At 71.2% G+C, this 18,695-nt stretch carries 17 protein-coding genes; 4 read left to right on the top strand and 13 right to left on the bottom strand.

The window, feature by feature from the left end; genetic code table 11:
• The first annotated feature begins 602 nt into the window (after positions 1–602).
• On the top strand, positions 603–1,652 hold the full coding sequence (locus ABEA93_RS09995) for a selina-4(15),7(11)-diene synthase (protein ID WP_345675022.1): 1,050 nt from the start codon (positions 603–605) through the stop codon (positions 1,650–1,652).
• Positions 1,642–3,015, top strand: coding sequence for a cytochrome P450 (locus ABEA93_RS09990; RefSeq protein ID WP_345675021.1), 1,374 nt, complete (start codon positions 1,642–1,644; stop codon positions 3,013–3,015). The genes ABEA93_RS09995 and ABEA93_RS09990 overlap by 11 nt, the downstream gene beginning before the upstream one ends.
• Positions 3,016–3,148: 133 nt before the next feature.
• On the opposite strand, the gene ABEA93_RS09985 is transcribed toward ABEA93_RS09990, so the two are convergent.
• The 6 genes from ABEA93_RS09985 to ABEA93_RS09960 form a co-directional block, all read right to left on the bottom strand.
• Positions 3,149–4,684, bottom strand: a complete 1,536-nt coding sequence (locus ABEA93_RS09985) for a cytochrome P450 (protein WP_425584889.1) — start codon at positions 4,682–4,684, stop codon at positions 3,149–3,151.
• Positions 4,681–5,349: a GTP-binding protein gene (locus ABEA93_RS09980; RefSeq protein WP_345675020.1), complete on the bottom strand. Its 669-nt coding sequence runs from the start codon at positions 5,347–5,349 to the stop codon at positions 4,681–4,683. The genes ABEA93_RS09985 and ABEA93_RS09980 overlap by 4 nt, the downstream gene beginning before the upstream one ends.
• Complete coding sequence (locus ABEA93_RS09975; protein ID WP_345675019.1) at positions 5,330–5,692, bottom strand: DUF742 domain-containing protein; 363 nt, start codon at positions 5,690–5,692, stop codon at positions 5,330–5,332. Before ABEA93_RS09975 ends, ABEA93_RS09980 begins: the two co-directional genes overlap by 20 nt.
• Positions 5,689–6,099 carry a roadblock/LC7 domain-containing protein gene (locus ABEA93_RS09970; protein WP_423536324.1) on the bottom strand — a complete coding sequence of 137 codons (411 nt, stop codon included), beginning with the start codon at positions 6,097–6,099 and terminating at the stop codon, positions 5,689–5,691. Before ABEA93_RS09970 ends, ABEA93_RS09975 begins: the two co-directional genes overlap by 4 nt.
• A complete protein-coding gene (locus ABEA93_RS09965; RefSeq protein ID WP_345675018.1) occupies positions 6,099–7,604 on the bottom strand; it encodes a sensor histidine kinase in 1,506 nt (501 codons plus the stop codon). The genes ABEA93_RS09970 and ABEA93_RS09965 overlap by 1 nt, the downstream gene beginning before the upstream one ends.
• 591 nt (positions 7,605–8,195) lie before the next feature.
• Entirely contained in the window at positions 8,196–9,905 is a 1,710-nt protein-coding gene (locus tag ABEA93_RS09960; protein WP_345675017.1) for an ADP-ribosyltransferase domain-containing protein, read from the bottom strand.
• A 191-nt stretch (positions 9,906–10,096) separates the two neighbouring features.
• On the opposite strand from ABEA93_RS09960, the gene ABEA93_RS09955 reads away from it, so the two are divergent.
• Positions 10,097–10,762 (top strand): macro domain-containing protein, encoded by a 666-nt coding sequence (locus ABEA93_RS09955; RefSeq protein ID WP_345675016.1) that lies wholly within the window; start codon positions 10,097–10,099, stop codon positions 10,760–10,762.
• 102 nt (positions 10,763–10,864) lie between these two features.
• Here the strand turns inward: ABEA93_RS09955 and ABEA93_RS09950 are convergent, their stop codons facing one another.
• Together ABEA93_RS09950 and ABEA93_RS09945 are read right to left on the bottom strand one after the other, a co-directional pair.
• On the bottom strand, positions 10,865–12,409 hold the full coding sequence (locus tag ABEA93_RS09950) for an FMN-binding glutamate synthase family protein (RefSeq protein ID WP_345675015.1): 1,545 nt from the start codon (positions 12,407–12,409) through the stop codon (positions 10,865–10,867).
• Positions 12,410–12,466: 57 nt separating this feature from the next.
• Complete coding sequence (locus ABEA93_RS09945) at positions 12,467–12,721, bottom strand: putative antibiotic biosynthesis monooxygenase (RefSeq protein ID WP_345675014.1); 255 nt, start codon at positions 12,719–12,721, stop codon at positions 12,467–12,469.
• A gap of 116 nt (positions 12,722–12,837) precedes the next feature.
• Here ABEA93_RS09945 and ABEA93_RS09940 point away from each other — a divergent pair, with 116 nt between their 5' ends.
• A complete protein-coding gene (locus tag ABEA93_RS09940; protein ID WP_345675013.1) occupies positions 12,838–13,422 on the top strand; it encodes a TetR/AcrR family transcriptional regulator in 585 nt (194 codons plus the stop codon).
• A 51-nt stretch (positions 13,423–13,473) separates the two neighbouring features.
• On the opposite strand, the gene ABEA93_RS09935 is transcribed toward ABEA93_RS09940, so the two are convergent.
• From ABEA93_RS09935 to ABEA93_RS09915, 5 genes are all read right to left on the bottom strand, one after another.
• Positions 13,474–14,073: a GTP-binding protein gene (locus tag ABEA93_RS09935; protein ID WP_345675012.1), complete on the bottom strand. Its 600-nt coding sequence runs from the start codon at positions 14,071–14,073 to the stop codon at positions 13,474–13,476.
• Positions 14,054–14,428: a DUF742 domain-containing protein gene (locus ABEA93_RS09930; protein WP_345675011.1), complete on the bottom strand. Its 375-nt coding sequence runs from the start codon at positions 14,426–14,428 to the stop codon at positions 14,054–14,056. Before ABEA93_RS09930 ends, ABEA93_RS09935 begins: the two co-directional genes overlap by 20 nt.
• A 1-nt stretch (position 14,429) precedes the next feature.
• The gene (locus ABEA93_RS09925; RefSeq protein ID WP_345675010.1) at positions 14,430–14,852 is read right to left on the bottom strand and encodes a roadblock/LC7 domain-containing protein; all 423 of its coding nucleotides are present in this window, start codon (positions 14,850–14,852) and stop codon (positions 14,430–14,432) included.
• A 4-nt stretch (positions 14,853–14,856) separates the two neighbouring features.
• Positions 14,857–17,196 (bottom strand): sensor histidine kinase, encoded by a 2,340-nt coding sequence (locus ABEA93_RS09920; protein ID WP_345675009.1) that lies wholly within the window; start codon positions 17,194–17,196, stop codon positions 14,857–14,859.
• 366 nt (positions 17,197–17,562) lie between these two features.
• On the bottom strand, positions 17,563–18,684 hold the full coding sequence (locus tag ABEA93_RS09915; RefSeq protein WP_345675008.1) for an AraC-like ligand-binding domain-containing protein: 1,122 nt from the start codon (positions 18,682–18,684) through the stop codon (positions 17,563–17,565).
• Positions 18,685–18,695 lie beyond the last annotated feature (11 nt).

The raw sequence follows: 18,695 nt of genomic DNA, 5'->3' as shown, positions 1-18,695 counted from the left end.
GCACAAGGTCGGGCGCGCGACGCCGATGCCGCGGCCGTCGCGCGCCCGGGGCGCTCCGTTGGACTGATCGGAGCCGCCCTGCGTCGGCAAGGGGCCGCCCGGCCCAGCCGACGATCGGGGACGCCGCCCCGCGGGGCGGCGTGCGCGGCACCGGAGCGGGTGGCCGTCCGGTGCGGTGTCTCCAGTCTTCGGGAGGGCGGCCGGGCCAAGGCCGGGACGAAGGTCCCGAACCGGACGGCGAACGTCGTCCGTTGGCCGGATCCGCTTCCTTCCGTGGGGCCACTCTGGCGCGCGCGGCGAGGCCGCGACACGCCGACACGCCATCCGCGCAGCGCGGAAAGGGGGCTTTCGAAGGCGCCCGGAATCACCTCCCGGAACCGCGGGCTCACTCGCACCACCCGTGCACGCTCCGGGCGCCGTCCGGGCCGTGGCCGAGCGCCCCCGGCCGCAATTAGCACACCAACTCGACAGCTGTCTCCAATGATCAAATCTGACCGAAAAGGAACCAACCTTTCCGCAAAAGTCAGTGCCCCCACGTGTTCTTTTGCCGCTAGCCTCACTCGCCGTCGCAGTCCGTAACGGTGAGCCAAGGGGTCAACGCAGTGGTACAAAAACTGGCTGTCCCGCCCATCTACACACCCTTCACACCCGCAATCCACCCGCGGCACGCGGCGATCGACCGGCAGACCGCCGAGTGGGCCGAGAAGTTCGGCATCGGCTCGGAGAGGCTCCGCCGCCAGCTCGTCGGCCAAGAGATCGGCACGTTCGCAGCCCGCATCCTCCCCGACGGCCAGGAGGAGGCGATCGGCATCCTCGCGGACTTCGTCCTGTGGCTGTTCGGCGTCGACGACGGCCACTGCGAGGAAGGTGCCCTCGGCACCGATCCGAGCGAACTCGTCGGCGTGCTCTCCCGCCTCACACGCGTCGCGCAGAACCCGGAAGCACCGATCATGGCCGACGACCCCCTGGCCGGGGGTCTGCGCGACCTGCGCCGCCGTATAGGCCTGTACGCGAGCCCGGCGCAGGCCACCCGGTGGGTCGACGGGCTCCGCGAGTACTTCATGTCGGTCGTCTGGGAAGCCGCGTTCCGCCGCGACGGCACCATTCCCGACTTGGCCGACTACACCCTCATGCGGCTGTACGACGGCGCGACGTCCGTCGTCCTCCCCGTGCTCGAGTTCGGCAACGGCTACGACCTCGACGCCAACGAGCGCGACGGGATCGAAGTCCGCGCCCTCGCGGAGATGGCCTACTTCATCATCACGTGGGACAACGACATCTTCTCGTTCCACAAAGAGAGCCGCGGCGACCACTATTACCTCAACGTCATCCGCGTCCTGGAAAAGGAATACGGCGTCGGGCCCGACGAAGCCCTCGACATCGCGATATCGCAGCGCGACCGGGTGATGAACCTGTTCCTGCGCGTCCGCGACCGGCGCCTCGCCGACGCCAGTCCCGAGCTCGCCCGCTACCTGGACAGCTTCGGCACCTTCATCCGCGCCGCGCAGGACTGGGGGATCACCTCGCACCGCTACACAACCCCGGACGACCCGGCCGACCTGCCGTCCGTCTTCCGCGACACCCCGGCCGATCCCGGCTGCGAACCGCTCGACATCGCCCCGATCACCTGGTGGTGGGATCTTGTCCACTGACCTCCACGCGGCTCCCGCCGCGGCCGCCGACCTGCGGTCCGTCCCCCGCGCCCCCGGCCGGATCCCGCTGCTCGGCCACGCCTGGCCGCTGTGGCGCCGCCCGCTGGACTTCCTGCGCGCTCTCCCCGACACCGGCGACCTCGTCCGTGTCGACCTCGGCACCATGCCGGTCTACTTCGCGACCTCGCCGAGCCTCGTCCACGAACTCCTCGTGGTGCGCGCCCGCGAGTTCGACAAGGGCCGCTTCTTCGACCGGGCCCGGGTCCTGGTCGGCGACGGCCTGTTCACCGCGGGCGAGGAAGTGCACCGCCGGCACCGCAGGCTCATGCAGCCGATGTTCCACCGGGACCGCATCGCCGCCTACGTCGACACCATGTCCGCGCGCGCCCGCGCGTTGGCGGACAGCTGGCAGCCCGGGCAGACCGTGTCCCTCACCGAGGCGATCTACACGTACGCGGTCGGCACGCTGTCGGAAACCATGTTCTCCACGGACATCGACAAGGCCACCTCCGACGCGATCCACCGCGAGGTGCCGATCCTCATCAAGTACGCGCTCGTCCGCGCCGTCGCCCCGACGGCCTTCGACCGGATCCCGGTCAAGGCGAACCGCGAGTTCGACCGCGCGACCGAGCGGGTGCTCGGCATCATCGACGACCTGATCGCGGCCGCCCACGCCCGCGGCCCGGCCGCGGGCGGCGACCTGCTGTCCACGCTGCTCGCCGCCCGGGACGCGGACACCGGCGAGTCCCTGACCGACCGCGAAGTCCGCGACGAATCCGTCGCCATCATGTTCGCCGGCACCGAGACCGCCGCCACGGCGCTGTCCTGGCTGTTCCACGAGATAGGCCGGGCACCCGAGGTCGAGGAACGCCTGTGCGCGGAGATCGACGCGGTGGTCGGCGACGGCCCGGTCGGCATGGCCGAACTCGCCAAGCTGCCCTACCTGAACCAGGTCATGGACGAGGTCTTCCGGCTACACGCGGTGCCGCTGCTGATGCGCCGCGCCATCCGGGACGTCGAGTTCGCCGGTTTCCGGCTGCCGGCCGGCACCGAGATCGGCTTCAGCCTCTACGCGATGCACCAGGACGGCCGCGTCCACGACGACCCCCTGCGGTTCGATCCCGACCGTTGGTCGCCGGAGAATCGTGCGACCCGGCCGCGGGAAACGCACATCCCGTTCGGCGCGGGCGTCCGCAAGTGCATCGGGGACACCTACGCCCGCACCGAGATCGCCGTCGCCGTCGCCACGATCCTCTCCCGCTGGCGGCTGCGGCCCGAACCCGGCGTCACCGTGCGCGAAGTCGCCGCCGCGGTCGCGCACCCCGACCGGCTCCCGATGATCGTGGAACCGCGCACCCGCTGACGCGCGGCCGCACGCGCGCCCGACACCCGTGCGTGCGGCACCGCGGCGCCCCGGTGCCGCGGACGGCGAAGGCCGCCGTGGCCCGGAGCATTACCGGGCCACGGCGGCCTTCGCCTGCGCGACTTCCGTCAGTTCACCGACGCTTGCCGATGCCGAACCATCCGGCGATCCGCGCGCCCAGCGACTTCCGCGGCCGGGACGGCGGCTCCTCCGCGGTCGGCACCGCGCCGGCCGCGGGAGCCGCCGCGACGGCGTTCGCACCCGCCGCAGCCGGTCCGCCCGCCTCGGCGTCCGGGCCGGGCGGCGGAACCGCGCCGACCCGCTCCGGCCGCGCCGCCTGGGACGGCACCACGTTCCGCGCCGCAGTGTCGTCGACCGAACCCGGCTTGAACCGCACCGGCAGCTCGGTCAAGTGCCGCGACATCCACGACGACACCCAGACGAGGTCCTCGTCGGCAACGGCGAGTTCGACGTCCGGCAGCCGGGTCAGCAGCACGTCCACCGCCGTCTCGGTGATCGCCCGGCCGATGTCCTGCCCCGGGCACTCGTGCGGGCCGCCGCTGAACGCCAGATGCGACCGGTTGCCGTGCATCGGCATCGTCAGGTCCGGCCGCACGGCAGGGTCGGTGTTGCCGGCCGCGAGCCCGAGGAGCAGCATGTCGCCGGCCTTGACCTGCACGTTGCCGATCTCGGTGTCCCCGGTCGCCCACCGCGCCGGGCACACCATGATGGACGGCTCGTCCCACAGCACCTGCTCCACCGCGTCCGGAAGCGTCATGCGGACGCCCGCCAGCGAGGCGCGGAACCGGTGGTCGGTCATCACCAGGTGCAGGGTGTTGCCGATGCAGATGGTGGTGGTCTCGTTCGCCGAGATGAGGATCAGCCGCAGATGCTGGGCGACTTCCTCGTCGTCCAGGTTGGCCGGGTGAGCCATCAGGAGCGACGTGAAGTCGTGCGCGGGCTCCTCGCGGCGCCGTGCGACATGCGCGCGCACGGTCTCGGTCACGAACACGTCGCTTTCGAAAGCCGTCTCGCTGCCCTTGATCAGGTCGAGGGTGGCTTCCACGAGCCGCGGGCCGTATTCCTCCGGCATGCCGAACAGCTGCGTCAGCACGAGCATCGGCAGGTGCTCGGCGAACTTGCTGACCAGATCCGCTTCGCCGTCCGCCACGAACCGGTCGATCAACTGCCCCGCGAACCGGGTCACGTACCGCCGGATACCCCGGCGGTCCAGCTTGGCCAGGCTCTCCGTCACCGCCGCGCGCAGCCGCTCGTGCTCCGCGCCGTCGACGAACACGCACAGCGGCCGCCACCCGATCATCGGCAGCAGCGGAGAGTCCTCGGGAACATGGCCCTGCAGCAGCGAGTTCCAGATCCGCGAATCCCGCGAGAACCGGTTCGGCGTCCGCACGACTTCCAGGTTCTCCCGGTACCCCAGCACCAGCCAGGCCGGCAGATCGCCCTCGACGAGCACCGGCGCGACCGGGCCGTGCTTTTCGCGGAGCTGCTCGTACACGCCCATCGGATCGGTCCGGTGCTCGTCGCCCGACAACCGCACCGCGCCGGCGTGTGCGGGGCAGCCGGGTGGTGGCATCGCGCCGGAGTGGGACGTGTGTGCCGACGAGGCGGACGTGCCGCCCGCAGAAGACGGCGTGGACGAGGCGGTCATCGTGCCTCCGATCGGGCGAGCGTCATGGCGTGCAAGTAGCGCGTGAGTTCGAGGAGCACATCCCGGCTCGACGCGCGGCTTCGCGCGTCGCAGTCCACCAGCGGCACCCAGTCCGGCAGGTCGAGCGCCTCGCGCAACTCGTCGAGGTCGTGGACCTGGGCGTCCGGGAACGCGTTGACGGCCACCACGAACGGCATGCCGCGCTCCTCCAGCCGCCCGATGATGTCGAAGCTGACCTCCAGGCGCCGGGTGTCCACCAGGACCACCGCGCCCAACGCCCCTTCGAACAGGCCGTGCCACAGGAACCAGAAGCGCTCCTGCCCCGGCGTGCCGAACAAATAGAGCACCAGCCGGTCGTTCAGGCTGATCCGCCCGAAATCCATCGCCACGGTGGTCTCGGTCTTGCGCTCCACCCCGGTGACGTGGTCGACGCCCTCGCCGGCCTGCGTCATCGTCTCCTCGGTGGTGAGCGGCCGGATCTCGCTGACCGCGCGCACCATCGTGGTCTTGCCGACGCCGAACCCGCCCACGATCACGATCTTCACCGCGGCGGTGGCCGTCGCGGGAAGCTGGTCCTGGGGGCTCGGGCCGGGCGCCGCGGAAGGACCGTACCGGTCCGCCCCGCCGGCGGCACCCGGCAGCACGTCAGAGGTTTTGTAGTCCATGCATCACCGCCTCGAGAAGTGCCGTGTCGGGAAGGGAAGCCGCCGGAATCGGCGCACGGGCCTCCACCCGGTCGTCGGCCAGAAGATCGGCCAACAGCACCATGACGACACTGGCGGGCAACGCCAGGTACGCGGAGATCTCGGCCACGGACAAGGGGAACTCGCACATCCGCAGGATCGCGGCGTGCTCGGGCTGCGTGGCCGTGTGCGGGGAAGCCCGCGACACGATCAGCGTGACGATGTCGAGCGGCTCCCGTGCGGACGAGCCACTGCGTCCACCGGTGATCACATATAAGCGCTCGGGAGCGCCTTCGTCCCACTCCGGACGGTGCGGTCCACTCATGTGGCCCGCCCGGCCGGGGTGGCCCGAGGCGGCGCACTGAGATGCTCGCCGATCCGCATGACCAGGTCGCGCATGCGCTGCCCCATGAGCCCCGCGTCCACGCCCTCGTCGGCCAGCACGGCCAGGTAGGCGCCGACACCGGCGGCCATCAGGTAGAACATGCCGCCGCCGATCTCGATCACCACCAGCCGCATCCGGCCGTCTCCGTGCGGGAATTCGGTGGCCACCGCGGACGACAGGCTCTGCAGGCCGGCACACGCGGCCGCGATGCGGTCCGCGGTGTCCACGTCGCAGCCGTGCTGCGCGATGCACAGGCCGTCCGACGACAGCACCACCACGTGGCGGGTCTGCGGGACGCCGTCGGCCAGATCCTTGAGGATCCAGTCCAGATCAGCTCTCTTCTGCATCAGCGCTCACCCTCTTCCGACGACCCGTCACGGCTGCCGGAGCCCGACGCGGTCGGTTCTCCGGACACGGCGTTCTGGAACGCCGCAAGCCACAAACCCGGCTCGGTCGTCGACGCGGCCGCCTTCTCCGACCGGGCGTCCGGCGCGGCCGCCCGGCCGGCCTGTGCACCCGCCGCGAAGGGCGACGCCGCGGGCGTCCGGCGACGGCGCTGCGGAAGGCCGTTCGCGTTGCGCGAAGCCGGCTCCTCGGACCCCAGTTCGTGCTCGGACATGATCCCCCGCGACGGTCCCGACGGCTTCGGCACCCGGGCGCTGGCCAGCGCCTGCAGACCCGGCGCGGCACCCGAAATGAGCGACACCGGCGCGGTCGTGATCACGTCCTTGGGGACGACCAGGATCGCCCGGACACCGCCGTATGCGGACGGCCGCAGCGACACCTTGAACCCGTGTGACTGCGCGAGACGGCCGACCACCGCGAGGCCCAGACGCGGCGCCTCGCCGAGGTCCGCCAGGTCGAGGCCGGCGGACGCGTCCTCCAACAGGCGCTCGACGCGCCGGCGGGCCTCCTCGGCCAGGCCGATGCCGCCGTCTTCGATCTCCACCGCGACGCCGGACTGCACCTCGCTCGCGGTCACCCGCACCTTCGTCTTCGGCGGGGAGTAGCGCGTTGCGTTGTCCAGCAGCTCGGCCAGCGCGTGGATCAGCGGCTCGACCGCCGGGCCGACCACCGCGACTTCGGTGACCGACAGGATCTCGACACGCGGGTAGTCGGCGATACGCGACACGGCGCCGCGCAGCACGCTGTAGAGCGGCACGTCCTTCTGCCACTGACGGCCCGGCCGGGCGCCGCCGAGGACCGCGATGGAGTCGGCGAGACGGCCGATCAGCGCGGTGCCGTGGTCCAGCTTCAGCAAGTCCCCGAACACGTCGGGCCGGTTGCCGTGCCGGTCTTCCATTTCCCGCAGGTCGGTCGCCTGCTGGTGGACGATCGCCTGCACACGGCGGGCGATGTTGACGAACGCGCGCTGCGCGGAGTCGCGCAGCCCTTCCTCCGCCTCGACCGCGTCGGCGACCATCCGCAGGACCTGGACCTGTGCGGAGGAGTACACCGGCGACACGCCGGCTTCGGTGGTGGCGTCCATCAGGACGTCTTCGGCGCTGTCGCCGCTCTGCAGCCGCATGATGGTCTTGGGCAGCAGCTCGCGCGTCAGGTGGTGGAGCGCCTCCTCCTGGGTGGCGATGCGCTCGTGCAGGGCTCTCTCCTGCTGCCGGTGATACTCCCGCTCCAGCGCGAGTCTGCGGCCCCGGCGCACGGCCTCCGCGGCAACGAACGCAATGGCGACGACGGCAACCCCAAGGCCGATGCCGAGAGGTAACCGCACATCCTTGTCGACCAGAGCGACGGCAGCGGCGGAAGCGAGGACCGACACGGCCACCGGCAGCAGCCAGAGGGGCGCGGCGGACGGGGGACGTGGGGATTCGGGCGGTGACCCGACACGGACCATGGACATCCTCGGAAATCGAGCGGACGGGACAGGGGGACACCGGACACACCGGCTGAGGCCACGGCGCGAATGAAAACCCGCCACGCCGGCGGACGGGCCAACGCGCGCGCCCGCGCGCGCCGTTGCCGCCCGCCTCCGGTGTCCGAGCGGATCGGAACCGAGGCCACCCCGTCTCCAGCGGTCAGTGGCACCACCGCGATTGGAGACCACTGGCTGTGATCACCGCATCTCGCAGGGCCCTCCGGAGCATAGTCGTTCGGCGCGCACCGTCAGGCGGAGTCCCCCGAGGTGAACACCGAACTTGCCTGTTGGGCAGGGTGGTTACCGTGTATGTCCGATCCTGCCCCGCAAACCGCCTTCCCGTGACCGTGCGATCACCCTGGCGAGCCAGGCGAAGGGGTGGCGAAATACCCGCGCTCCCCGGCGCGTCGCGCCCGCGCGCCCCCCTCCCGGGGTTGCCTGCGAGGCCCGGGCGGTGAGGAGGATCACAGGATAGAGCGCCGGAACACGCCTTTCGGCACCGTGAATCGGCCACCTTCGCGCCGGCCGGAGCGCCGCGTTCCGCGCGCGGCGCCACCCGTCCGCCGACCGCTACGACACCAGCGGCCCGTCCGCCAGCTCCGCCAGCTTCACCGTGCACATGCCGCCGCGCTCCGCCGTCACACTGGTGACCTTCAACTGCGTGCCCGGCAGCAGGATGAACTCCTCCTCGTCGGTGAACGCCGAGAAGCTGCGGATCCCGACGGCGCGCGCCGGCGTCACCTCGAACAGCGTCCGCTTGCCGCGGCTGCCCAGGAACGCGCGTGCCACACCCAGCTTCGACGTACACGACGAGACGCCCCACCACGTCACCGTCTTCCCCAGCGGATACTGCGCCCGCAGATCCAGCGAAACCCCGCGCCACAGCGGCTCGGTGCGCACCGGAAGCGCGTCCACGGCGGCGAACAACAGCCGCAGATACGGCAAATACGGGACGACCCTGCTCCGGTCCGGGGAACGCAGAATCGCGTTGATCTCGCGGTAGAACGCCGACTCGCAGGTGTAGAGGTACAGCGCGGCGATCGCATCGGCGGACAGCGACGCGGCCCCGGCGTCCACCCGCCGCTTGCCGAAGTCGTGCGACCGGTCGACATGCCGCTCCAGCCCGGCCAGCAACGCCGCCACCGGCCCGACCGCGTCCCGGAAGTCCATCAGCGGAGTGTCGAACACCCCGGTGATCGCGGGCAGGACGAGGCCTTCGTCCTTGACGCCCGCCAGACGTTCCAAGTACAGCTGGTGCAGTTCCATGGTGGACGCGATGAACGCGCCCATCCGCTGCGCGTGTTCCGCATCCGACCCGCCCGCCTCCGACGCCGCGTCGTTCCACCCCGTACTCGGCAGCCAGTCGATCGGCTCGGCACCCAGCGAGGCCAACGCGTCGTTCACCATCGCGAAATGGTCGCCGTCGCAGAAGATGTCGCCCTGCGCGGCCGGATTGCAGTGGTCGATGTGCCGGACCTCGACACCCGGGTACTTCTTCTCCAACCGCTGCACGATCGACTTCAACGCCCGCGCGTGGGCACCCCACCACGCGAAGACCACCCCGCGGTCCTCCGGATCCGCCGAGGCTTCCTTCGCCTTGAGGATCTCCTCGACGATCCGCTCCACGATCGGCCGCCAGAACGCGGTATGCCGGTCCGCGCCCTTCGACCCGTCGGCGCTCGCCGTCAGCGCCGCGTTCAGCAGCAGCACACCCTGCGTCAGCATCGCCTGGAACCACTCCGGCGGCTGCACGGTCTCCTGCTTCTTCAGCAGCGCCCGGATGTCCTTGATCGGGGTCTTCTTCGGTATCTCGTACTTCCACATCGCCGCGGCCTTGATGATGCAGCGGATGCTCACGACCTTGCCGAACTGGCTGTCCGCCCAGTCGTGGAAGGTGTTGTCGAACATCGCGATCCCGGTCGCGCTCTCCGGCCGCGGATAGGGGTTCTGCCCGAACACCACCACCTTCCACTTGTGCGGCGGATTCGGCTTCAGCGCCTGGAACGTCAACTCCCGCACCGGGACGACCTCGGGACTGCGCCCCGCCCCGATGTACGACGCCGCGTCCGCCTGCGCCTCGATCACCGGCTTCAGCAGCGGCAGCCAGGGCTCGCCGCCGCCTTTGAACAGCTCGGTGAGAGCCAGCGGGTCGTTCGCGTCGGGGGCGCCGGGCTCGGCAGCGTTGGGCTCGGGGGCGTTGGGCTCAGGGGTGCCGGGCTTGGGAGTTTCCGACTCGAGAGCGCCCGACTCGGGGACGTCGGGGGCGGTTTCGTCGCGCATGAGGGCAACTCCGAAGGAGGGAAGGTGGGGATCGGCGGCCGAACAAGTCGACGGTGTCGAACGTAGCGGACTGTGCCGACGCGGCTCCGCGGCCCGGTTGTCCGCACGCCGCGTCCGCCACCGGCACTGTCGTCCTCCTGCGTTAGCGTCGTCGGCGACGGAAGCAATCGTTCTGCGATCGGAGTTGCCCCATGACCTCGAACCACGTCACGTCGCCGCCGCTGAAGGTGGTCCTGGCGGACATCAACGGCGACGTGGTGGAGGCCTGGCGCGCGGCGTTCGCCGACGAACCCGGCATCGAGATCCGCAAGGGCTCGATCCTCGACCAGCACGTGGACGCCTGGGTCAGCCCGACCAACTCCCGCGGACGCATGGATGGAGGCCTCGACGCGGTCGTCAAGCGCCACCTCGGCGCCGGCATCCAGCTCCGCGTCCAGCGCGCGATACGCGACCGTTTCGCGGGCACGCTGCCGATCGGCAGCGCGGTGTGCGTGTCGTCCGGCGCGGTCAACCCCAAGTACCTGATCTCGACGCCGACGATGGAGACGTCCGCGCAGAACGTCAGCGAGACCCTGAACGTCGCCCTGGCCTGCGCGGCCGCCTTCCAGGCGATCCACCAGCAGAACGCGGCTTCCCCGGGCAGCATCACGTCCGTTGCGCTGGTCGGCATGGGCGCCCACACCGGACGGGTGCCGGCCCGCGTCTGCGCCAACCTGATGTGGACCGGCTACACCCTCTTCAACGACTACCGCTTCGCCGACTACGACGACCTGCGCACGACGATCCTGTCCCAGCTCGACGACCTGGAAGCGGCACCGACCGAGCAGCGGGTACGGGTGGTGCCGCCGCAGCGCTGAGCGGAATTCCGGCGCGGAGAGGCCGACGAGGCCACGGCGGTGCGTGCGCCGTGACCTCGTCGACGCTCTGGCCGGTAACCCAGCCGGTGACCTGCTTGGGCCCTACTTCCGGGAGTCCGGCACCCTGGTGCCGCTCGCGCTCATCAGCGCCGTGATCTCCTCCGCCAGCGGAGCGCCGAGCCGGCCCCAGCCGTTCTTGTACGCGTAGACGCCGGCGAGGGTGCGCGCGTCGTAGTCGCCGTTCATGATCTCGATGTCGGTCGCGGTGATCAGCGACGGGTGGGCGACGCCGACGGCCGCCGAGACCTTCGTCAGCTCCTTGCGCAGCGTGCGCAGGTAGGCGGCGGCGCGGGCGGACTTCGACGCCGGGTCGATGCCGCGCGCCAGCCACGCGTTCTGGGTGGCGATGCCGGTGGGGCACTTGTCGGTGTGGCACTTCTGCGCCTGGATGCAGCCGATCGACAGCATCGCCTCGCGGCCGACGTTGATCATGTCGACGCCCAGCGCGAAGGCGACCGCGGCGTTCTCGGGCAGGCCGAGCTTGCCGGAGCCGATGAACGTCAGGTCGTCCGTCAGGCCCAACTCGGCGAAGGTGCCGTAGACGCGCGAGAAGCCCATGCGGAACGGCAGCGACACCGAGTCGGTGAAGATCAGCGGCGCCGCGCCGGTGCCGCCCTCGCCGCCGTCGATCGTCACGAAGTCGACGCCGCGGTCGCCGCGCGCCATGAACGCGGCCAGGTCCTGCCAGAAGCCCATGTCGCCGACCGCGCTCTTGACGCCGACGGGCAGGCCGGTCTCGGCGGCGATCAGCTCGACGAAGTCGAGCATCGAGTCGACGTCGTGGAAAGCGCTGTGCCGCGACGGCGACGCGCAGTCCTCACCGACCGGGATCCCGCGGATCCCGGCGATCTCCGGCGTCACCTTCGCGCCCGGCAGCATGCCGCCCAACCCCGGCTTGGCGCCTTGGGACAGCTTGATCTCGATGGCCTTCACCGGGGCGCCGGCGACGACCTCCCGGAGCTTGTCGACGTTGAAGGTGCCGTCCGCGTTGCGGCAGCCGAAGTACGCCGTACCGATCTGCAGCACGAGGTCGCCGCCGTTGCGGTGGTACGGCGAGAGCCCGCCCTCGCCCGTGTTGTGCATCGTGCCCGCCAACGCCGCGCCCTTGTTGAGCGCCGAGACGGCCGCACCCGACAGCGAGCCGAAGCTCATCGCCGAGATGTTCACGACGCTTCCCGGCCGGAACGCCTTGGCGCGCCCCCGCGGCCCGCCCAGCACCTTGGCCGACGGCAGCGGGGCCTGCGGGTCGTGCATGTCGGGCAGGGTGTCGGCGAACGTGCGCTGCTTCACATACGCGTGCCCCTGGATGTGCTCGACATCGACGTCGGTGCCGAACCCGAAGTAGTTGTTCTCCTCCTTCGCCGACGCGTAGATCCAGGTGCGCTGGTCGCGGCTGAAGGGGCGTTCCTCCTCGTTGGAGGTCACGATGTACTGCCGCAGCTCCGGCCCGATCCGCTCCACCAGGTAGCGGGCGTGGCCGACGACGGGGAAGTTTCTCAGCAATGCGTGCTTCTTCTGCACGAGGTCACGGGCGGCCACCAGCGCCACAGCCGTCGCGGTGGCCGCTCCTATGCTCCGAGCGCGCATTGAACGTTCCTCTCCTCGTCCGCCGAACAATGCGAACGATCGTAGAGGCCGCTTGCGCTAGCGGCGGGAGAAGGCTGCGTTGGCCTTGGTCAGCAGCGGGATGAGGCCGTACGCCACGGTCGGCACCACGAAGCCGGTCAGGATCAGCGTGCGCAACGGCAGCGGCAGGTGCGCCGTCGCGGGCCCCAGGAGGCCCAGGACCAGCGTGATCGTCGGGTACACGGCGAGCCAGGTGATGAGCGCCCGCCGGTGGACGGAGGGGGCGGCTGCGGCGGTGGTGGTCGTGGCGGTGGCGGTGGCGGTGGCGGACATGGTGATCTCCCCCGATCAGGGCCACTCGAAGCCGATCTCCAAGTGATTGATTGGAGTCTGGCATACGTCCCGCCAAAACTCCAAGTGTCTTCTTGGATTCGGGCTACACTGAGGCCATGGCCTGGGACACAGCACGCACACAACAGCTCCTCCTCGACGCCGCCGTCGAAGAGTTCGCCGAACACGGCCCCGCCGGCGCCCGCGTCGCCCGGATCGCCAAACGCGCCGGCGTCAACCAGGAGCGCATCTACCAGTACTTCGGCAACAAGGAGAAGCTCTTCGACGCCGTCCTGGCCTCGGAGCTGGGCAAACTCGCGCTCGCGGTGCCCCTCACCGCCACGCCGGCCCTCGACCTGGGCGACTACGCCGGCCGCGTCTTCGAATACCACCGCGCCCACCCGCACTTCGTCCGCCTGCTGGCCTGGGAAGGCCTCCAGTGCCAGGACAGCGTGGTGGCCGAGGGCGAGCGTGCGGCCCACTACGACGCGAAGATCGCCACGATCGCCGAGGCCCAGCGGGCGGGAGACGTGACCGACGAGATCGAAGCGGGCCGCATCATGCACGCGGTCGTGGCCCTGACCGCCGCGTGGATCGTCTTCCCCCAGCTGACCCGGATGCTGGTCCCGGGCTCGCCGGAACGGTCCCCGGCGGAGGAACGGGAGGCGGTGGCGGCGGTGATCCGGAGGCTGGCGGGGGCTTAGGCCGTGTCCAGTCGCCTGCGGATCCTCGGCCGCCCCCGTTGGCTTGCGTGCCTACCGAGGCGTCGCCACGGGCGCCCGGGAAGCCAGCGCGTGCTCGAGCAACGTGACCATGGCGAGCTTCGCGGACTCCCGTTCGCGGGCGTCGCACATCACGACCGGGACGTGCGGATCCAGGTCGAGCGCGTCGGCGACCTCCTCGGGTGTGAAATCGCGGAGGCCGTCGAAGCAGTTCACCGCGACGACGAACGGCGCGCCGCGCAGCTCGAAATAGTCGACCGCGGGGAACGAGTCCTCCAGCCGGCGCGGATCCGCGAGGACGATCGCGCCGATCGCGCCGATGGCCAGTTCGTCCCACATGAACCAGAAGCGGTCCTGCCCGGGTGTGCCGAACAGGTACAGCACCATGCCGACGTCGAGCGTGATCCGGCCGAAGTCGAGCGCCACGGTCGTCGTCGTCTTGCCCTCGACCCCCGTGAGGTCGTCGACGCCTTCGCTCTCGCGGGTGATCACCTCTTCGGTGCGCAGCGGCGGTACCTCGCTCACCGCTCCGACCATCGTGGTCTTCCCCACGCCGAAGCCGCCCGAGATCAGGATTTTGACCGCGGAGGGAAGCTGGGGGCCGGGCCGGGCGTCAGAGCCTGCGAATGCCATCGAGTACCGCCTGGAGAACGTGGATGTCGGGGGCTTCGGCCAACGCGATCGGCGCGCGGGTGTGGATGGCCCCGAGGTCGAGTAGGTCGCCGAGCAGGACCTTGACCACGGTGGGCGGCAGGTCGAGCTTCGCGGCGATCTCCGCCACCGACAGCGGACGGCCGGTGCAGAGCCGCAGGATGCCGGTGTGCTCGGGTTCCAACCCGGGCAGCGCGGAGTCGTCGGTGGCGCTGAGGATCAGGGTGATGAGGTTGAACTCGTCGCGGCTGGGGCGGGTGCGGCCGCCGGACCGGGCGAAGGACCGCACGATGGGTCCGGCGTCCTCGTCCCACCACGTGTCGTCGGGGCCGGCCATCTCAGAACGGCTGGGCGGCCGTTGCGCCGTGGCGGGGGGCCGCGGACAGGGCGTCGCCCACGCGTTTGACGATGAGGTTCATCTCGTAGGCCACCAGGCCGACGTCGATGTCGGCCTCGCCCAGGACGGCCAGGCACGCGCCGCGCCCGGCACCGGTGACGAACAGATAGACCTTCTCCAGTTCGACGATGGTCTGGCGCACGCGTCCGCCGCCGAAATGCCGTCCCGCGCCCCGCGCGAGACTCTGGAACGCGGACGCGACCGCGGACATGTGCTCGGCGTCGTCGCGGTCCATCGCGCCCGAGTGGCCGATCAGCAGCCCGTCGGACGACAGGACGATGGCGTGCCGGGTGCGCGGCACACGTTTGACGAGGTCGTCGAGCAGCCAGTTGAGTTCGGCGCTGTCGTTCGGCAGTGCGGTCATGGGGTCACCACTGTCCTTGGGGGTTCGGGTTCTCGGGTGCGCCGCCGAGGCCCTCGAATCGGTCGGCGTCCGCGCGCCCTTGGGACGAACCGCGCTGGAACGCCGTCATGGCGTTCCGGATCTCGTCGGCGGGGCGCTGCTCGACGTCCGCCCCGGGGTGTGCGGGCTCGGGGGCGGCCGGACGGAGCAGTTGCGGGCGGAGATTGGCTTGGCGGACCCGGCGGGGGAGCCTGCGTTCCTCGCGAGGCGCCGCGGGGCCGGCGGGTGCCGGCGGGCGAACGCCCGCGTGGACGTGCGGGTGGACGTGCGGGTGGACGTGCGGGTGCTGGCCGGGGAAGGGCACGAGCGGGGCATGTGCGGGGGCGGGGGCGGCCGACGGTGCCGTGGGCCGGACCTCGACCGCCGGAGCGGGCACGGCGACGGGCCGCGGCGATGCGGCAGGGCCGTTCCCGCGGAACGTGTCGCGGTCGCGGTCGGCGTCGTTGCCGTCGGATTCCGCGCCGTGCGGGTCCCGGTCGTCCAGCAGGCCCGGCGGCAGCAGGACGACCGCGGACGTACCGCCGTAAGGCGAGGAGCGCAGGCTGACCGAGATGCCGTGCCGATGGGCGAGCCGGGCGACGACGAAGAGGCCGATCCGGGAGTCCTGGGTGAACCCCATGACGTTGAACTCCTGCGCGGTCGCGAGGAGCCGGTTGGCCTCGTCGAGGGCTTCCGCGGACATGCCGAGGCCGCGGTCCTCGATCTCGATGCCGAGCCCGTTGGGCACGATCTCGGCGCTGATCCCGACCTTGGTGTGCGGGGGCGAGAACGACGTGGCGTTCTCGACGATCTCCGACAGCAGGTGCATCACGTCGCCGGCCACCGGTCCCGCGAGGCTGGTCTCGGGGACCATCGTCAGCTTGACCCGGGAGTAGTCCTCGGTCTGCGAAGCCGCGCCCCGCAGGACCTCGGCGAGCCGCACCGATCGGCGCCAACGCCGGGCCGGCATCGTTCCGCCGAGGACCGACAGGTTCTCCGCATTGCGCCGCATGCGCGTCGCCAGGTGGTCCGCCTGGAACAGCTCGGCCAGCAGGTCGGGGTCCTCGTGCTCGCGCTCCAGCTTGTCCAGCAGGGCGAGCTGGCGGTGCACCAGGCCCTGGCTGCGGTGCGCGAGGTTGAGGAAGACCCGGCTGATGCCCTGCCGCGTCTCGGCCTGCTCGATCGCGGCCCGCACCGCGGTGCGTTGGGCCGCGTCGAACGCGGCGGCCACTTCGCCGACCTCGTCGTGGCCGTGGTCGAAGTGGGCTGCGGCGTCGTCCGGGTCGACCTTCTCGCCGCGCTGGAGCCGTGCCACGACATCCGGCAGCTGTTCGTTCGCGAGCTTCCGGGTCGAGTCGCGCAGACGGTTCAGGCGACGGATCAAGGCCCGCGACACCAGGACGGAGACGAACACCGCAAGGAGGATCGACCCCAGGGTCACGGCGCCGACGACGATGACCGAGGTGGTCAGCTCGTCCACCCGTTCCTTGCCGTACGCTCGCGCGAACTCCACCTGGATCAGCGTGAGTTCCTGAAGCTTCGCAGCGGTGTCCAGCATCGTCGGCTGCCACGCCGGATCGACCGTGAGCTTGCCGGTGCGGGCCGACACGCCGTCCTCCACGGACACCAGAACCGCGAATTCCGGACTGCCGACGATCTGCGCGAACTGGGCTGCCTGGGCGTCACGGAGCTGGGGACGGACGAACGCGTACTGCGCGCGCTGCGCGCCCACCAACTGGTCGAACTGGGCGCGCTGCGCCGTACTCGGCCCGCCGGGGGAAGCCACCGCCGCGGTCAGCACCGCGTTCTGCCGGGCGAAGTACTCCAGCGCGCGGAACAGCGCCGCGGCCGTGGCGCCTTCCGCCGCCGTGTCGGCGTCGTTGGTGGCCCTCGCCTGGGCTTCGAAGTAGCTCATCGCGGTGTCCAGGGCCCCGGTGTAGAACCGGAACGCGCCATCGGACGTGAGCTGCCGGGCATCCACTTGCTGCCGGAACCCGGGAAGCGCCGCCAGCCCCGTGGAGATGCGGGCGAAGATGGCTTTCAGCTCGGGTGCCTGGTGGCCGACGACGGGTCCGGCGGCCTGGCTCATCACGCCCAAGGCCTGGTCGGTCGCCTCGCGCTGCCGGTCGAGCCGGGCCCGGTCGGTGCCGCTCCCGGCCAGGAACGCCATGCTCAGGCGGCGTTCCTCCTGCAGGGCGACCATCGCCAACTCGCCCTTGACCGCGACCCGCTGCACATCGCTCAGGGTCTGGTGCAGGTCGCGCGCCTGGCGGTAGCGGTCGAGGGTGTAGGTGCTCCACACCCCGGCCAAGGCCAGGGACGGCACCAGGACCAGGAGGACGATGCGTGCCCTGATCGTGCGGAATCCGAAGATGCGTCCACCGCCGGCCGACCGGGTGGGGGTGGCGCGAGGACGGGGAAAACGTGGGGGTGTGCGGCGTCCGGCCAAGCCGAGTGCTCGGCCGGGGCGCCGCCTTCTGTTCCCGCCCGCGGCAGATGTGCGTTCCGCGGAGCCCGTGGAGTCGGGGAGCAAGCGTTCGTTCCCAAGGTCGGTTCGGACAGCAGATGCGCGCCGGGGGCCGCCGAGCCTCGGGAGTCGTGTCCCCGGCGGCAGGCCCCCCGACTCGCACGGCCGAGGATGGCCGCTCCGGCCGCCGGTGATGCCGCCATCCGCGCACGGGAAGTTGTCGATTCACGAACCGCGGGGCACTTCGCGTCCCTCCGTGCCGGGTGGATCGCCCGCGGCGCACCCGAACGGCGCATGCCGGAAGTCCCTGGGGCTGAGGCCGTAGCGGGCCCGGAACATGCGGGCGAACGTGCTCGGTCCCTCGATACCGACCGACCGGGCCACGGCGGCGATCGACCGGTGGCGCTGCCGGGGGTCCGCGAGAACGCGCGCGGCCGTCTCCAGCCGGGTCTCGCGGATGAACCGGGAAGGGCTCAGGCCCCCTTCGCGGAAGGCGACCTCCACATAGCGGGGCGAGACGCCGAACGCCGTGGCCAGCAGCCGCGGGGAAAGGTCGGGTTCGGCCAGGTGCCTGCGTGCGAAGTCCTGCATGCGCAGGAGTTGGGCCCGGCGGCCCAGCACCGCCCCGGCGTCCTCGGGCCGCGGGTTCTCTTCCCAGCGCAGCGTGGCGACCAGCAGTTCGGAGAACGTGTGGCCGATTTCGGTCTCCGAGCCGTCGGGCAGGCTGCCGGGTTCCCTGCCCAGCTCGGCCACCCCTGCCATGAGGACCCGCAGCATGGGGTTCCCGGCGGGTATCCGCCGCCCCAGCACGTCACGGGCCATGCGAAAGGTCCGCGTCAGGTGGGACTTGGGGAGGTTGACCACCACGTGGTGCCCGAAGTCGTCCGCTGCCAGCCGGAACGGCTGCGCGCTGTCCAGGAGGACGGCGTCTCCCGCGCTCATGCTGGTCTGGTGCTCGGCGTGCAGGGACCAGGTCGGGCGTTGCGCGATCGACAGGAGGAAGAAGGCGTCGGTGCTGCGGCGGATCGCCCGGGCCGTGCGCGCCACGCGGACGGGGTCGGTGCCGACGTCCGTGATGCCGATCGGCCCGAGGTCGCGCCGGTACACCCAGCCGGCATAGTCCCCGTCCGGAGCGGCTTCGGCGTGCGCGAGCGGTGCCGCGTCCAACTCGACGATGCAGTCGCGCAGCATGGCCCGCCATGCGTCGAGGTCGGATACCGAGCCCCCGAGTTGTGGAGCGAAGCCCGGGGTCAGCAGAGCCCGCGGGCGATGGTCGGCGGGTCTGCCGTGCCGGGCCGCGGCGTTCCCGCGGACCGTATGACGACGGGGTTGGGTGGTACGGCTCACGAGGACCGGCT

Source organism: Yinghuangia aomiensis (genome assembly GCF_039542225.1).
In the GTDB taxonomy this organism is placed as follows: domain Bacteria; phylum Actinomycetota; class Actinomycetes; order Streptomycetales; family Streptomycetaceae; genus Yinghuangia; species Yinghuangia aomiensis.
The sequence above is the reverse complement of the archived record's forward strand: the minus strand, read 5'-3'. Positions and strand labels throughout refer to the sequence as shown.

What these genes read in the sequence shown, in the direction of transcription:
- ABEA93_RS09935 (WP_345675012.1), bottom strand. Translation starts at nt 14,073, where the DNA reads ATGGCATTCGCAGGCTCTGACGCCCGGCCCGGCCCCCAGCTTCCCTCC.
- ABEA93_RS09970 (WP_423536324.1), bottom strand. Translation starts at nt 6,099, where the DNA reads ATGCAGAAGAGAGCTGATCTGGACTGGATCCTCAAGGATCTGGCCGAC.
- ABEA93_RS09945 (WP_345675014.1), bottom strand. Translation starts at nt 12,721, where the DNA reads ATGTCCGCCACCGCCACCGCCACCGCCACGACCACCACCGCCGCAGCC.
- ABEA93_RS09925 (WP_345675010.1), bottom strand. Translation starts at nt 14,852, where the DNA reads ATGACCGCACTGCCGAACGACAGCGCCGAACTCAACTGGCTGCTCGAC.
- ABEA93_RS09975 (WP_345675019.1), bottom strand. Translation starts at nt 5,692, where the DNA reads ATGAGTGGACCGCACCGTCCGGAGTGGGACGAAGGCGCTCCCGAGCGC.
- ABEA93_RS09980 (WP_345675020.1), bottom strand. Translation starts at nt 5,349, where the DNA reads ATGGACTACAAAACCTCTGACGTGCTGCCGGGTGCCGCCGGCGGGGCG.
- ABEA93_RS09950 (WP_345675015.1), bottom strand. Translation starts at nt 12,409, where the DNA reads ATGCGCGCTCGGAGCATAGGAGCGGCCACCGCGACGGCTGTGGCGCTG.
- ABEA93_RS09955 (WP_345675016.1), top strand. Translation starts at nt 10,097, where the DNA reads ATGACCTCGAACCACGTCACGTCGCCGCCGCTGAAGGTGGTCCTGGCG.
- ABEA93_RS09985 (WP_425584889.1), bottom strand. Translation starts at nt 4,684, where the DNA reads ATGACCGCCTCGTCCACGCCGTCTTCTGCGGGCGGCACGTCCGCCTCG.
- ABEA93_RS09960 (WP_345675017.1), bottom strand. Translation starts at nt 9,905, where the DNA reads ATGCGCGACGAAACCGCCCCCGACGTCCCCGAGTCGGGCGCTCTCGAG.
- ABEA93_RS09965 (WP_345675018.1), bottom strand. Translation starts at nt 7,604, where the DNA reads ATGGTCCGTGTCGGGTCACCGCCCGAATCCCCACGTCCCCCGTCCGCC.
- ABEA93_RS09940 (WP_345675013.1), top strand. Translation starts at nt 12,838, where the DNA reads ATGGCCTGGGACACAGCACGCACACAACAGCTCCTCCTCGACGCCGCC.
- ABEA93_RS09930 (WP_345675011.1), bottom strand. Translation starts at nt 14,428, where the DNA reads ATGGCCGGCCCCGACGACACGTGGTGGGACGAGGACGCCGGACCCATC.